Source organism: Paenibacillus sp. XY044 (assembly GCF_002257645.1).
Lineage (GTDB): Bacteria > Bacillota > Bacilli > Paenibacillales > Paenibacillaceae > Paenibacillus_AQ.
Map to the genome: position 1 here is coordinate 422,089 of NZ_NQMO01000003.1, position 14,012 is coordinate 436,100.

A 14,012-nucleotide genomic window follows, 5' to 3' on the forward strand; every position below is an offset into this window, starting at 1 on the left:
CCTGCATTTAAATGATAAAGTCCCGGATGAGTGATATTCTCGTCCAGGGCTTTTTTTTGTATCTTTAAATGAAGAAATAGTTAAAATGAATGAAAATGTTGTAACTTATTTTAATGAATTTGAGTGATTGGTTGCTTGCTAATGTCAGCTAACAACTCTTTAAAAAGCCTTATAATTCAAGGCTTACGTTTTGGTAACATTTTCATGCGCACAGGTTACAAAATTGTGATATATTTGTTGAGCCGAAACTTTTAAGGTAAAGTGCGGGGGATGTAATTATGTGTACATAGTACGCTTGGGGTGAATCGCACCAATGGGGCGTAGGGTTGTCTCCTCAATCCGAATCCGACAGCTAACTTCGCAGGCATCACGACTTAAGGAGGAACCATGAAAAGATTTAAAGGAATCAAGACACTAGCAGCTATTATCGGCATTTCTCTGGCGGTACAAACGGTACCCGCGTTTGCGGACTCGGTCCACGTAGCGAAGGATGGAGACACCTTCTATACATTATCTAAACATTATGGCGTCAATTTGAATCAACTGATGAATGCAAATCCGAATGTGAAGGCAACCAATATTTACCCGGGGCTGAATTTAAACGTTCCCGGAGCGAGCACAGCCAAGGCATTTGCCGCAGAGGACAGCGGCTCGATCATCACAACCGCTTCCCTGAACGTAAACAACGATGACAAAGTCGTGGAAGCATGGGGCAAATCCTTTGATTATTCCAAAACGCTGGACGTAAGAGCTACAGCCTATTCCTCCGCCGCAAGCGAAAACGGAAAATGGGGCGCAGTGGACTACTTCGGTAACCCGCTGAAACTGGGTACGATCGCGGTTGACCCGTCCGTCATTCCGCTGGGAACGAAAGTGCTGGTAACCGGCCATAGCTTCCCGGGCCTTCCGAAGAAAGCCTTCGTGGCGACGGCAAAGGATACAGGCAGCGCGATTAAAGGCAAGCGCATCGACATTTTCGTGCCAGGCAGCCCGGAAAGCGTCAGCGCCTTCGGATTCCAGGACATTGAGCTGTACTTTATTAAATAGTCACCCGCGATTCATAACAACATGGAAAAAAACCGGCTTTTGAGCAAAAGCCGGTTTTTTTGTACGGTCTGTCGTTATTTGTCTTTTGGAACATGAAGTAACCTCGGCAGCGTTACGAAGGAGTAGCCCTTTTTCTTCAAGGTCTGAATGATGTCCGGAAGAGCATCGATCGTGCCGCTGAGATTGGACGTGGTTCCGCCGCCCGCGTGCTGAAGAATGATCGAACCTTGCCCGGCAGTGGACAGCACGTTGCGTTTGACCGCTTCTTTGCCGAGTCCTTTCCAGTCGAGAGAATCGACGTTCCAATTTACGATTTTATAGCCTTGCTGCTTGGCCCAGCGAAGCTGGCGTTCCGTGATGTCTCCATAAGGCGGCCTGATTAGTTTGGGCTTATAGCCGACGATGCCGTATAGTGTGTTCTCCGTTCGCTTAATCTCGGCTACATATTCATCCATCTCCAATTTGTGAAACACGGGATGATTATAGGAGTGGTTCCCGATCACATGCCCTTCACGGACGATGCGCTCAACCAGCTCGGGATGTTTCTTCGCCCGGCTGCCCATGACAAAAAACGTGGCTTTGATATGATGAGCTTTAAGCACATCCAGTATCTGCGGCGTGAAACGGGGATCCGGGACGTCATCAAAGGTAAGGGCTACCTCTTTGACGCGAGGACCGTGAATCTTGAACGTTTCGGGATACTTTTTGATCAGCTGGCCGAGCGTGAGGATTTGCTGTTCTTTCCTCTTTTCTTTCGCCTCACGGCTGCTGGTTTCCCGTGCGGGCTCGGAACCCGGCGGATGTCCCGTTGGTTCATTGCCGTGAGCCGTTGCAGCCGCCCGCTCAGTTGGCAATGGCCAGATCAGCAACAAGATCAGCAGTGAAGACAGCATTTTGCATAACAGATTCTTTTTCATCCGTCTTGGCTCCTTTCCACTGCGGACAAACAGCGAAAGTATGATTTATGCTTGTTATGTCCATAATGTGATGCAATTATGTTGCTATAAATCAGTAGGCTGCCGCGTTTTCATATCATCCGGCAAAGCGTGTATAATAGAACAGATGGTTTACGGTAGCTGCACATTGGCCGTGACCGGCAGGCATGGACAATGAATGGCGGTGCTGCAATCATAAAACCCTGTTGTCATATAAGGACATACAACATAAAGGAGACACGAAGCAATGGCAGATCTATTTACACCTTATGTACTTAAAGGATTATCCCTGAAAAACCGGATTGTTATGCCTCCGATGTGTCAATATTCGGTAAAGGCTGAGGACGGAATCCCTAATAATTGGCATTATGTCCATTATGTATCCCGCGCAGTCGGCGGTGCCGGACTGATTATCGTGGAGATGACGGGCGTTCATCCCGACGGGCGGATTACGAACCAGGATACGGGAATATGGGATGACGGACAAATCCCCGCTTACCGCAAAATCGTCGACGAAGTGCACGCCAATGGTGCAAGGATCGGTATCCAACTGGGGCATGCCGGCCGCAAGGCGGAAGATGCGAATCCGCCTGTTGCCCCCTCGGCCATCCGTTTTGACGAGAAATATAAAATCCCGAGAGCCCTGTCTACCGAAGAGGTCCAATCGCTGATAACCGCCTACGGGGAAGCCGCCCGCCGCGCGGCGGAGGCCGGCTTTGATACCGTTGAAATTCACGGTGCTCACGGCTATTTGATCCATCAGTTCCACTCGCCGCTGACCAACCGCAGGGACGATGCGTACGGTAAAGACCTGGCTTTGTTCGGGGAAGAAGTCGTTAGAGCCGTCAAGAAGGCGGTACCGGAAGACATGCCCGTACTGATGCGGGTGTCCGCCAAGGAATACGTAGACGGCGGTTATGACGTTGATTACTGCGCGGAGGTCTGCAAACGATACCGGGATGCGGGTGTGGACGTATTTCATGTATCCTCCGGCGGCGAAGGCCATATCGGATCAAACGGCGGTCCGAAATCTGGAGCGGGATACCAGGTGGAGTTGGCGGAACAAATGAAGGCGAAGCTGGATGTGCCGGTCATCGCCGTCGGCCGCTTGGAAAATTACGAGGAAGCGCAGCAGGTCGTGCTGGAAGGCAAGGCGGATCTGGTTGCGGTCGGCAGAGGTATGCTGGAGGACCCTTACTGGGCCCTCCATGCAGCCCAAGCGCTGAACGGGGAACAGAAAATCCCTAAGCAGTATTTACGGGCTTTTTAAGCGGTACATGGGATACTAAGAGAATAAGGCAGTCAAACAAAACGCTGGAGTCGAATCGGTTGGATCGGCTCCTGCGTTTTTTTAAACGGGATAAAGCTTTTTTTATGAACAGTGCCTTGAACGGTGGTTCTTCATTGCTATATTATGGAAGATGAACGAACGCCGTAAAATTTTTTGCGATTTTTGAAACGGTCCTAAAGCTGCTGCGTAAAAGAGGTATCAAGAAGAACATATTAAACCTTTCAGGAGGAACAGAAACCATGGCAATTTTCAAAAGACTGCGCGATTTAACAATGTCCAATATTAATGCGATTATCGATAAGGCAGAAGACCCGATCAAGATGACGGATCAATACATCCGCGATATGACCGAAGATTTGGAGGATGCCGAGAAGGCTGTAGCCGCTCAAATCGCCATCGAGAAAAAATTCAAGCAACTGTACGAAGAGCAGCAGGCGCTCGTTGAGAAGCGCACCCAGCAGGCACACACCGCTGCCCAGGCCCAGAACGTTGATCTGGCCCGCCGTGCGCTGGAAGAAAAAAAATCGGCTGAGCAGAAAATGAACGAATACAAAGCAAGTTACGATCAGAACAAAGCTTCCGCTGACAATCTCCGCGCCAAGCTCGAGGAAATGCGTAAGCAGCTGACCGAAATGAAGAACAAAAGAGAGACGCTGGTAGCCCGCTACAATGCAGCCAAGGCACAAACCGAGATCAACAAGGCGATGAACGGCTTCAGCACCGATTCCGCGACGAACGGCATGAAGCGGATGGAAGAGAAGATGCTGCAGATGGAAGCGCAGGCCGAAGCAAGCAATGAAATGTCGGCCAAAGGCAAATCGCTGGACGACGAGTTTGAGCAGCTCGGCAAGGATAAAGAAGTTGATGACGAGCTGGCAGCGCTCATGAAGCAGTACGAGAACAAATAAGCTGCCGTAAACCGGGTATGATGAAGAGCGAAGGGGAACATTTGTCATATTTCTCCTTCGCTTTTATTATGTATGAGGGTGAGACGCTGAGAAGATGTGGAGGCTATGGTAGATGGATTTTAATATCATTAAAGGGATTCTGGTATGGACAGGTTCCGGGGCGATCCTGCTCTTTATTTTGATGTTTGTGGATTCGCTGTTTACCAAGTACAAAGATTTTGAAGAAGTGAAGGCGGGCAACATGGCGGTCACCTCGCGCCTGGTCATCAAGCTGCTGTCGCAGGGGTACATTCTGTCTGTTTCGATTCGGACCTCGAATAACCTGCTGGAAGCGCTGGTCGTATCGATCGTCTCCTTCTTGATCTTGCTCGTGCTGGAAGCGATCGTGCGCGTCTTGATGAGATGGTGGGCAAAGCTTGACCTGGATGCCGGCACGCAGCAGGGCAAAGTGGGTTACGGCTTGTTTGCCGGTACTCTTCATTTGGTGGGTGCCCTTATTATTACAGCCTGCCTGTAGCATGACCCGTTATATATTAAAGTTTGATTACCTAAGGAGTTATAGCATATGAGTGTATTTAAAAGAATCGGCAACCTGTTTGCGAAGCCTGAACCGCCAAAACCGGAGAAAAGCATGCTGGCGCTGATGCCGGGAGATATTTGCGAGGTGTCGCTGGTCACGTATGAAGTGACCGGGCGGGTGCATAACCGCGGAAGAAATGCCGTGCTGCTTACACTCCGGGACGGGAACACGATTGCCTATCTTCATATTGAGGAGCGCGAGACCGTGGAATATGAACTGTATGCTCCCATTGACGGACGGCTCGACAATCCTGCCGAAGTACCGACCGAGATCGAGCTGGACGACCGGGTATACTATATGGAAGAAGAATACATCGGTCATGTGTTGATTCAAGGTAAGACCCCGTTCACCCAAGGAGGAGAGCAGCATGTATGGCAGTATCAATCCGACGATTATCATCTGCTGCGGATCGAGTGGCAGAATGGACGCTTTATGCTGTATGAAGGAGAAAAAGTGATCCCAGGTGATGTGAAAGTCATCCGGGCCAATTAGAGGTGGGGCAAATGATGAGTAAGAAGAGAAGCCGGTTTCTTGGCCTGAAGCTTCTGCTTGTCGCCAGCCTTGTGCTGTCTCTGCTGACCGGATGCGGCATCGGCTCGCCGAACGTCAAAGAGACGTATCCGCTGGAGTCGGTGAACCGAGATGGAAACGCCACGTCGTATGTGTACCGGGCTGCGGATAAGACGGTTCCCGAGGTTGCGAAGGAACTAACGGACGAGAAGAAACCCGACCAGATTTCACCGGAAGATGCCGACCGGATGTTCCTGGTGTACGGCAACGAATGGTACCATCTGCAGAAAGATACCGCCAAGCCAAGCGATACGCTGATCGAAATCGACTCGAAGCAATATGTGCAGCGGAATTACGATTCCAGCTTCCTTCAGGGATATCTGACTGCCGCGCTCATCGGACAACTTTTTGATTCGTTCGGCGGCGGTTCTTATCGGGGGTATACGAGCAGGGATATTTATCAGCCGAAGCAGGGAACGTACCACACGCCGACGACAAACGATAAAAAAGTGGCGCCGCCGCTGACGGTCGACAAGAAGGGCTCGATTTTCCGCCGCGGCAAAAACAGCGACACGAATACGAGCGTCGGTTCCGGCGGCAGTATCTTTGACCGGAAAAAAGATACCAAGACTCCGAGCAGAGGCAGCATATCAAGGGGCGGCAGCAGCGGCTCCAGCATATTTGATGCACCGAAGCGGTCGTATACGAAGCCCAAGACCCGGGTCGGGTCGGGTAAGATCACAAGGCGCAGGTGAGTGAAAGCCGCGAATTTGATACATGCCGCGTTACACGGCAGACGAAAACGCACGAAGCATGGATTCGTGCGTTTTTTTGTGTCATGATAGGGAGTGGAGATATTCAGCTACGGAAGGATGATACATAATGGATAAGACTCGAACCGATTACGATAAATTTCACCGGAAGCCGATGCAGGTCAAGGATGCCCAGAGGCTCATCGCCGGTTATGTCGAGGCTGGCGCCGTGGAGACGGTACCGCTGGCGGAGAGCGTCGGACGCTTTTTGGCCGAGCCTGTCACCGCCCCGCATCCGTTTCCGCGGTTCCGCCGATCCGGGATGGACGGGTATGCGATTTGTTCGGCGGACACGGCGTCTTGCAGCTCGGACGACCCGGTCTGGCTGGAAGTCGTCGATGAAATTCCTTGCGGCAGCGTGTCCAGCCAAGTGATCCGGCCGGGAACGGCTGCGCGGATCATGACGGGCGCAGAAGTGCCGGAGGGCGCGGATGCCGTCGTCATGCTGGAGATGACGACGCTGCGCGAGGGAGATGGTCGGACTGAGGTAGGGCTGAAGCGAAAAATCCAGGAGGGACAAAATATTACCCCGATCGGCCTGGAGGTTCAAGAAGGACAGCTGCTGCTAAGTCCTGGAACCCGGATTTCGGCTGGGGAAATATCGGTTCTGGCGACGTTTGGCGTTCACCGTGTTTCAGTGTACCGCAAGCCGCGAATCGCGATTTTTTCGACGGGATCGGAGCTGCTGTCCGTCGAAGAGCCGCTGCAGCCGGGGAAAATTCGCAACAGCAACACGTACATGCTCGCCGCCCAGGTTCGGGAATCAGGGGGAGACCCGTTTATTCTGGAAGCGATTATGGACGATCTGCAGTTGGCGCAAGCAAGGGTCGAAGACGCTCTGCGGAATTACGACGCGGTGGTGACGAGCGGCGGCGTGTCGGTTGGCGACTACGACATTATGGGCGATCTCGTCCGCGGCGGTGGGGTGGAGATGCTGTACAACAAAATCGCCATGCGCCCCGGCAGCGTAACGACGGCGGCCGTAAAGGACGGCAAGCTGCTCTTTGCGTTGTCCGGCAACCCCGGGGCTTGTTTCGTCGGCTTTGAACTGTTCGTCCGGCCGACGATTCAGGGGATGATGGGAAGAAAGAACGCCTACCTTACGGAATGGAACGCCGTCTTGGACGTCGATTATACCAAGGTGAACGCCTTTACGCGCTACGTTCGCGGAAGAATGGAAGTCCGTGACGGCAAGGTGTATGCCATTCCGGCCGCGGTGGATGAATCGAGTGTCATGGTGACGATTAAGGACAGCGACTGCTTGATCGTCATCCCTCCCGCCAAGGGAACGACGCCGGCCGGAACCCAGGTCCGAATATTGCTGCTTAGCGTGGGACAGAAATGAGGCCGCAAGAAGCGATGCCGCCCGTCTGGCAAATCGTCGGATATAAAAACAGCGGAAAGACGACGCTCGTCTGCAGTCTCGTCGAACGGTTTACGGCCAAGGACGTGCGGACGGCGGTAATTAAGCACGACGCCCATGATTTCGATATCGATCATCCGGGAACGGACTCGTATCGGCACCGCAAATCAGGTGCATCTGCGATTGCCTTAGTGTCCTCACGGCGAACGGCCGTGATCGAGGAAAGGGAGACCGGTTTGGACGAACTGATCGGGCGGTTTTCCGATTACGATTTTATTTTGGTGGAGGGCTTCAAGCAGGCGGAGTATCCCAAACTCGTGATAGTACGCAGCCTGGAAGACCATGCACTGGCTTCCCAGTTAACATCCGTACAAGCCGTCGTCTCCTGGTTTGCCGCAGACGTGGTGCAGGGGAGGATGGAGCTGCAGCAGGGTTCCGTTCCGGTATTTGGGGTCGATGACATCGACCGGATCGCGGAATGGCTCCTTCGCAATCATGGACATTAAAAAACAGCACGCCAACTCCGATGCAGCGGATGCGGCAGTGCTGTTTTTCTTATAATATCAGAAAGTATAAACTCCAGAGCTATTGCTTCCTGATATTGCAAGAAAGATTACCATTATACGCGGTCTGTCTTCTTTGAAGGTACGTCGATAGACGTTTTTCTTATAATATCAGAAAGTATAAACTCCAGAGCCATGGCTTCCTGATATTGCAAGAAAAATTACCATTAAACGCGGTCTGTCTTCTTTGAAGGTACGTCGATAGACGTATTTCTTATGAACCTAGCCCAATCCGTTACGGTTCCAGCCTTCGCTCAATCGCTTCAGACATCGTTTTATCCGTTAGATGAGCGTACACTTCCGTCGTTTCGGTGGAGGCGTGGCCGAGCTGTTCCTTCGTTTTGTAAATATCGTTTTGCAAATAATAGTCGGTGGCGAAGGAATGCCGGAGCTTATGTACGGTGAGATAAGGTTTGCCGAAGCGTTTGGCATACTTGATGATCATCGCCTGAATCGCCCGCTTGGTCATGCGCCCGCCTTCCTGATGGCCGTTCGGAAGCGCAGCAAACAGCGCCTTTTCCCTCTTGGGCACCTTATACCTGGACTGACGCAGGGCAATGTACTGGGCCATATCATCCCTGGCCTGCTCGCGAAAATAGACCGGTGTCTTGAACGTCTCGTCGTTATTGCCCTTCCGGTACACATAGAGCATCTTGTTGTTCATATCCAGATCGTCAACATTCAGGTTAACTACCTCGGATACCCGAAGCCCCGAATTCAAAATCAGGCTGGCAATGCAGGCGTCGCGTTCCCTATTCAGCTCATGCGCATGCAGCGCCTGCTTGTTATTGGCGACGTCCTTCGCATAGCCGTCCATAATATAGCCGATAAACTCCAGCAGTTCGTCTTCCTCGAGAATCTTTCCTTTCAGCTTGGCGGCCGTATCTTTCGGTTTATGGATCCGTTTGATCTCCACCTTGGCCATAATGTTGCGCTTCAGCAGCGGATAGAAGTTGTCATCCTCGGCAATTTGGCTTAAATAGTGAAACAGCGAACGCATCGAGGAGAGCTTGCGGGAGACGGTAATTTTGGAGTTGGCGCTATCCCGGCGGGTCGTTAAATACAAGCGGTAGCTGACTACATCTTCCATCCGCAGCACCTCCAGTTCTTCCAGCGTTACCTTGCCGTTGACCGATGCAGCGGACAATCCTTCGGCCCGGAGCCAGTTGAAGAACGTTTCGTAATCCCGGATATATTCAAGCAGCGTGGACGGCGACAGATCAGGCAGCTTGTAATCGATAAATTGCTGGACATACCAAGGCATGGTCAAAACTTTGGCGTCCAGTTTTTTTCGGTCTTGTTCTTTTTGAACATTCATCGTCATCCCTCCCTTTTCTCAATTCGTCGTTTCCTACTATTTTAACACAACGGGCGAACAGGTGTCCGCCTCTTTTGATCAAGGCAGGAGAATCCGCTCGCGTATAACCTTGCCCGTCCGATGACAAAGTTATATAGTGGAAAAGAAGTCAGGATCGTGAACCGGAAAATAGGAAGGTGAAGTTATGGAGTTCAGGCTGGACCTGGTTCCGCATAAGCGCAGGCAAGTGATCTACAATTTGATGCAGCTGTATATGTACGATTTTTCCCGCTACCAGGATATCGTGGTGGACGACAACGGCAAATTTCCCGAATACCCGGGAATCGACGAGTACTGGCGGAGGGGAACCGGCAAACACGCTTTTTTGATTTCGTACGATAAGGTGCCGGCCGGTTTTGCTTTGATAGATCGGCTGTATGACCCGGTTGAAGGCGACTTTTACATGACGGAGTTTTTTATTATGCAAAAATACCGCCGGAGCGGCATGGGAACCTGGGCTGCCCAGGCGCTGTTCGAGCGGTTCAAGGGCAGATGGAAGGTAACCCAGATCAAAAACAATCTGCCGGCCCAAACCTTCTGGCGGAAGGTGATCGGCAGCTATACGAGCGAGCGGTATTCGGAGAAGGTTCATCCGCAATACGGGAACATCAGCCAGTATTTTACCAGCTGAATAGATTGAACTAGAGTTGGGTATTTGTAACCTTTTGAAGACGGACTCCCGTGTTCGATTCTCTTTAGTTCATTCTATATAAATACATAGGGGTTCAATGGAAGGGAAGGGCGGTGAGCCCTTCTTGAATCGAAGCAGGCTCGGGACTTACCACCGCGGAAATCAGCGTTTAGCGGCTCTCCGGTATGGGTAAACAACTGATATATTGCGTAAAAGTCACATCGTATCCATGTACGCATCCAATTATGAAACCAGGGAGGATTTCATTATGGAAAGACGGGCATTCGGCAAAACAGGCATGGAAGTGAGTATTCTGGGCTTTGGCGGCGCTGAGATCGGCAAGGAAACGGATCTTTCCAAAGTTGAGCAGCTGCTGGGGAGCGCGCTTGATGCGGGCCTTAACATGATCGATACGGCGGAGTGCTACGGCGACAGCGAAGAGCTGATCGGCAAAACGATGGCGAACCGCCGCAGCGAATATTATTTGTTCACCAAATGCGGCCATGCCTCCGGCTTGGATTATAAAGATTGGGATCCCGAGCTGCTGGAGAAAAGCATAGACCGCAGTCTGAAGCGGCTGAAGACCGATTACGTCGATTGCATCCATCTGCACAGCTGCTCGGAAGACGTACTGAGACAGGGCGCAGTGATCGAGGTGCTGCAAAAGGCCAAGCAGCAGGGGAAGACGCGCTTTATCGGATACAGCGGCGATTCGATTAACGCATTGTATGCGGTCCAAACCGGCGTGTTTGACAGCTTGATGATGTCGCTCAACATCGCCGACCAGGAAGTGATCGACCTGACGCTGCCTGAAGCCCGCAAGCGGGGAATGGGGATCATCGCAAAGCGGCCGATCGCCAATGTGGCCTGGACATACGATGAGCTACCCGAGAACGCTTACCCGTATAAATACTGGCAGCGGTTGAAGGAATTGCAGTATGACTTTTTGCGGGACGGCGAGCAAGCGGTGGCGAATGCCCTTCATTTTACCTTGGATACGCCTGGGGTGGATACCGCGATCGTGGGAACGAACAAGCCTGGGCGCTGGTCGCAGAACGCCGAGATGCTTACGAGCACGAGCCTAAGCCATGACCGGTACCAGGAGATCCGGGCGCGCTGGAAGCAAGTGGCCCCGAAAGACTGGGTCGGCCTGACGTAAGCGGTTCGGGATGCACGCCTGGTGACGAAGCGCCGTTAAATGATTCGCTTGCGAATAGAGAAGGCTCCCTCCGGAACTGCAAGTTCCGGGAAGGGAGCCTTTTTTGCGTGCGTGCAGATCGGGAACCCCCGTTATTCGGCCTTTCCGAGCTTCGTTTCGCTGTATTGAAGGCGGTACTGGCCGGGCGTCATGCCCTCCAGTTTTTTGAACATCCGGTTGAAATACGGCGGCTGATAGCCTACCGATTTGGCAATTTCGTTCATTTTGAGGTCGGTCGTCAGCAGGAGCATTTTGCAGTGGCTGATTTTGAGCGCCGTCAAATAATCGATGTAATTCGAGCCGGTCATCTGGCGGAACGCCTTGCTGAGATGCGACACGCTGACCCCGGCTTCCATGGCAAACGTCTCCAGGGAAATATCGCACATGTAATTGTCATGAATGGTTTGCAGTACCTGATCGACGACATCCTTCATGGCATGCTGGTAGCTCTTGGACAGCAGGTCGATGTAAGGACGGATCACCCGTTTGCCGAACCATTGGATGCAGGCTTCGGAGTCTCTCAGTGTCCTCAGCTCCTCTTCCAGCTGGACGCCGTCAAAGAGGGCGTACGGGTTATGTCCCGACTGCAGCATGGAACGGTACAGGCTGCTTTTGAGCCGCATCAGTCCCTGATGGACGACCCACTCCGGAGCACCTTCATTTTTCAGTGCGGTCACAAATCGCTCCAGAATGTCAGCCGCTTCGTTTTCGAGGCCGAGGTTCAGCGTGTGCGTAAATTCCTGCTCCAGATCGTACGGAAAATCGACTTCGGGATTCGCCTGCTCAAGTACGGCGGATGCTTCCAGCAGCTGGCTCTCCGACGTAAACGTGCGGTAGCTCAGCGCTTTGCGCGACTGTTCCAGCAGGAAAGGGATGTCCATCCACGGCGCAACCGGTCCGTTCACAACGATCGTGGACGGCATGCGCAGCACATGTTCCAGCGTGCGGAGCATATCCCCGCCAAGCCGAAGCAGTTCATTCCGCGCATCAGCCATGGCCGAGGATTCCGGGAAAATCAGCACCGCGGCAATCGAGCCGTCGAGCAGATCGATCGTATGCACATAGGAGGCCGACGCCTCCGACATTTCGCCGACGATGTTGATGGCCGCGTAGGTGATCAGTTGGCTGTCTTTTTCCGTCAGGGGGACCTTGTGACCATCGAGCCTGTGCAGCTGGCAGACCACGACCGAGAACAGGCAGCCCGTCACGTCGAGCTGCAGGGCGCGCAGCTTTTCGGTCAATTCCGCCTCCGATAAATGGGCGGCTTGTCCCAGCACAAACTGGTTGATCAGCGCTTCCCTGACTTTGGGCGTGGATTGATCCAGCCGGTTCTGCAGCGAGTCGTTGGCGAACCGGTACTGCTTCCACTTTGCTTCAATGTAAGCCATTTCGTCGGACGGGTCGGCATCTTCATCCGTTTTGCCGTCCTTGAACAGGTCCATGATTTTGCGGAACGGCTGATAAAACCGATTGGAGGCAAACCAGCTCAGCCCGAGCGCGGCGATGAGAGACACGATCCAATAGACGACCACCACGTGCGTATAGGCACTGTTGGGCGCGGTGACTTTGGATGACGGTGTGCCGGTAACAAAGGTCCAGATCCGGTTCATTTTTTCAAAAGAAACCGCATTCATGAGAAATTGCTCATGGTCTGCGCGGATTTGAAAGCGTGACTGGCTGTCGTACGTGCGCTTGGACGAGCCGAGCTGTTCCAGGACCCGCGGCAGCAGCTCGGGATACGACTTGGCGGCATCCGATTCACCAATGACCACGTCGCTGCCGTCGAGGACATAGGCTGCCTGGTCAGGGTTCACGTTCAATTGAAGCATGGCCGGGTTAACGTAGAGAACGAGCGCGCCGTAAGAGGTTTGGCCGTTAAAAGGCAGCTTCATGACGATCGCATGCTTGGAGCCGCTGCGTCCAAACGGCCGGGTGAGATGATTCGTCCAGAAGATACCCTTGTCCCCGTTCATGAGACTGTTCCAGACGGCCCGATCCGCCGGGTCGTCCAGCGCGCGCAGGCCGAGGACCGGCTGCAGCAGCACGTTCTGCTTAGGTATGTACAAATAAGCCTGATCGATCAGCGATTCCCCGTTTTCGATCAGAGACATCGTATCCAGCAGCTCCTGGGTCTTTTCGAACTCATCGATATAGTTCATGTCCGCGATCGCGGGCTTAAAGATGGGATTGGCCATCATGTGCAGGGCGTACTGGACCAGTTGGGAGAACTGGCCGTCGATTTTGCGCACGGATTCCCGCAGCATGATCTCGTTATTTTGCTGGTACTGCTGGATCAGGTACCGGTTGCCGACATACCCGCCAATACAGCTGACAATCGTGATCGGAATGCAGGTCAGCAGGATCGCAAACGCAATGCTTTTCCAGTACATGGTCCCTTTCGATGCGAACCTTCTAGCCAAGTAGTCTAACAACATGGTATCCACTCCCGCTCGTTTGCTTCAGGCCTATGTCTGATCATGACGATAGTATGTCTATCATATCGAACGGCAGCGGGGTTGAATAGACCTTTAACCCATGAATTTCCGCCAGTCAAAAAAGTGCAATCCTCAGAAACGGACATGCAGAAATCCTTGATTGAAAGCGGCCTTAGCCGCTCTGCATAAGGAAATGGGCATGGCCTTGGATAAGGTACCCGTTCGATCGGGAAAGAAAATCGAATTGCCGGAAATCCGGACGCTCCCTAACATGATTCACATAAGCGGTCTTGGGGAGGCAGGTTCAAAACCTCAAGATGGACCGTTAGCTGGGCAAACCCAGCCATCCCGAGTGCCGCGAACCGGCGAGCAGGTGATAGAT

Annotated in this window: 13 protein-coding genes and 1 riboswitch; of the genes, 10 read left to right on the top strand and 3 right to left on the bottom strand. The window is 52.6% G+C overall.

All coding sequences use genetic code 11. The annotated features are described in order from the left end of the window. Nucleotides 1-230 precede the first annotated feature (230 nt). A riboswitch (cyclic di-AMP (ydaO/yuaA leader) is annotated at nt 231-384 on the top strand. A gap of 3 nt (nt 385-387) precedes the next feature. After that, on the top strand, nt 388-1,047 hold the full coding sequence (locus CJP46_RS15650) for a 3D domain-containing protein (RefSeq protein WP_094596527.1): 660 nt from the start codon (nt 388-390) through the stop codon (nt 1,045-1,047). 74 nt (nt 1,048-1,121) lie between these two features. Here CJP46_RS15650 and CJP46_RS15655 read toward each other — a convergent pair whose 3' ends face one another. Next, on the bottom strand, nt 1,122-1,964 hold the full coding sequence (locus CJP46_RS15655; protein WP_179281178.1) for a polysaccharide deacetylase family protein: 843 nt from the start codon (nt 1,962-1,964) through the stop codon (nt 1,122-1,124). A 265-nt stretch (nt 1,965-2,229) separates the two neighbouring features. Here CJP46_RS15655 and CJP46_RS15660 point away from each other — a divergent pair, with 265 nt between their 5' ends. The 7 genes from CJP46_RS15660 (at nt 2,230) to mobB (ending at nt 7,952) form a co-directional block, all read left to right on the top strand. Then, nucleotides 2,230-3,252: an NADH:flavin oxidoreductase/NADH oxidase gene (locus tag CJP46_RS15660; protein WP_094596528.1), complete on the top strand. Its 1,023-nt coding sequence runs from the start codon at nt 2,230-2,232 to the stop codon at nt 3,250-3,252. 260 nt (nt 3,253-3,512) lie between these two features. Continuing rightward, nucleotides 3,513-4,181, top strand: a complete 669-nt coding sequence (locus CJP46_RS15665) for a PspA/IM30 family protein (RefSeq protein WP_094596529.1) — start codon at nt 3,513-3,515, stop codon at nt 4,179-4,181. Between the two features lie 112 nt (nt 4,182-4,293). After that, on the top strand, nt 4,294-4,698 hold the full coding sequence (locus CJP46_RS15670; RefSeq protein WP_094596530.1) for a DUF350 domain-containing protein: 405 nt from the start codon (nt 4,294-4,296) through the stop codon (nt 4,696-4,698). Nucleotides 4,699-4,746: 48 nt separating this feature from the next. Continuing rightward, nucleotides 4,747-5,253, top strand: coding sequence for a DUF4178 domain-containing protein (locus tag CJP46_RS15675; RefSeq protein WP_094596531.1), 507 nt, complete (start codon nt 4,747-4,749; stop codon nt 5,251-5,253). An 11-nt stretch (nt 5,254-5,264) separates the two neighbouring features. Next, nucleotides 5,265-6,026, top strand: coding sequence for a DUF4247 domain-containing protein (locus tag CJP46_RS15680; protein ID WP_373557998.1), 762 nt, complete (start codon nt 5,265-5,267; stop codon nt 6,024-6,026). A 127-nt stretch (nt 6,027-6,153) separates the two neighbouring features. After that, a complete protein-coding gene (locus CJP46_RS15685) occupies nt 6,154-7,428 on the top strand; it encodes a molybdopterin molybdotransferase MoeA (RefSeq protein ID WP_094596533.1) in 1,275 nt (424 codons plus the stop codon). Beyond that, nucleotides 7,425-7,952: a molybdopterin-guanine dinucleotide biosynthesis protein B gene (gene mobB, locus CJP46_RS15690; RefSeq protein WP_256992354.1), complete on the top strand. Its 528-nt coding sequence runs from the start codon at nt 7,425-7,427 to the stop codon at nt 7,950-7,952. Before CJP46_RS15685 ends, mobB begins: the two co-directional genes overlap by 4 nt. A gap of 292 nt (nt 7,953-8,244) precedes the next feature. On the opposite strand, the gene xerS is transcribed toward mobB, so the two are convergent. Beyond that, the gene (gene xerS / locus CJP46_RS15695) at nt 8,245-9,327 is read right to left on the bottom strand and encodes a tyrosine recombinase XerS (RefSeq protein WP_094596535.1); all 1,083 of its coding nucleotides are present in this window, start codon (nt 9,325-9,327) and stop codon (nt 8,245-8,247) included. A 184-nt stretch (nt 9,328-9,511) separates the two neighbouring features. Here xerS and CJP46_RS15700 point away from each other — a divergent pair, with 184 nt between their 5' ends. Together CJP46_RS15700 and CJP46_RS15705 are read left to right on the top strand one after the other, a co-directional pair. Further along, nucleotides 9,512-9,997 (top strand): GNAT family N-acetyltransferase, encoded by a 486-nt coding sequence (locus CJP46_RS15700; protein ID WP_094596536.1) that lies wholly within the window; start codon nt 9,512-9,514, stop codon nt 9,995-9,997. A gap of 268 nt (nt 9,998-10,265) precedes the next feature. Next, complete coding sequence (locus CJP46_RS15705) at nt 10,266-11,156, top strand: aldo/keto reductase (RefSeq protein WP_094596537.1); 891 nt, start codon at nt 10,266-10,268, stop codon at nt 11,154-11,156. Between the two features lie 131 nt (nt 11,157-11,287). Here CJP46_RS15705 and CJP46_RS15710 read toward each other — a convergent pair whose 3' ends face one another. Further along, nucleotides 11,288-13,630 carry a helix-turn-helix transcriptional regulator gene (locus tag CJP46_RS15710; RefSeq protein WP_094596538.1) on the bottom strand — a complete coding sequence of 781 codons (2,343 nt, stop codon included), beginning with the start codon at nt 13,628-13,630 and terminating at the stop codon, nt 11,288-11,290. Nucleotides 13,631-14,012 lie beyond the last annotated feature (382 nt).

Coding starts and splice junctions, on each gene's coding strand:
- CJP46_RS15650 (WP_094596527.1), top strand. CDS start 388: ATGAAAAGATTTAAAGGAATCAAGACACTAGCAGCTATTATCGGCATT.
- CJP46_RS15655 (WP_179281178.1), bottom strand. CDS start 1,964: ATGAAAAAGAATCTGTTATGCAAAATGCTGTCTTCACTGCTGATCTTG.
- CJP46_RS15660 (WP_094596528.1), top strand. CDS start 2,230: ATGGCAGATCTATTTACACCTTATGTACTTAAAGGATTATCCCTGAAA.
- CJP46_RS15665 (WP_094596529.1), top strand. CDS start 3,513: ATGGCAATTTTCAAAAGACTGCGCGATTTAACAATGTCCAATATTAAT.
- CJP46_RS15670 (WP_094596530.1), top strand. CDS start 4,294: ATGGATTTTAATATCATTAAAGGGATTCTGGTATGGACAGGTTCCGGG.
- CJP46_RS15675 (WP_094596531.1), top strand. CDS start 4,747: ATGAGTGTATTTAAAAGAATCGGCAACCTGTTTGCGAAGCCTGAACCG.
- CJP46_RS15680 (WP_373557998.1), top strand. CDS start 5,265: ATGATGAGTAAGAAGAGAAGCCGGTTTCTTGGCCTGAAGCTTCTGCTT.
- CJP46_RS15685 (WP_094596533.1), top strand. CDS start 6,154: ATGGATAAGACTCGAACCGATTACGATAAATTTCACCGGAAGCCGATG.
- mobB (WP_256992354.1), top strand. CDS start 7,425: ATGAGGCCGCAAGAAGCGATGCCGCCCGTCTGGCAAATCGTCGGATAT.
- xerS (WP_094596535.1), bottom strand. CDS start 9,327: ATGAATGTTCAAAAAGAACAAGACCGAAAAAAACTGGACGCCAAAGTT.
- CJP46_RS15700 (WP_094596536.1), top strand. CDS start 9,512: ATGGAGTTCAGGCTGGACCTGGTTCCGCATAAGCGCAGGCAAGTGATC.
- CJP46_RS15705 (WP_094596537.1), top strand. CDS start 10,266: ATGGAAAGACGGGCATTCGGCAAAACAGGCATGGAAGTGAGTATTCTG.
- CJP46_RS15710 (WP_094596538.1), bottom strand. CDS start 13,630: ATGTTGTTAGACTACTTGGCTAGAAGGTTCGCATCGAAAGGGACCATG.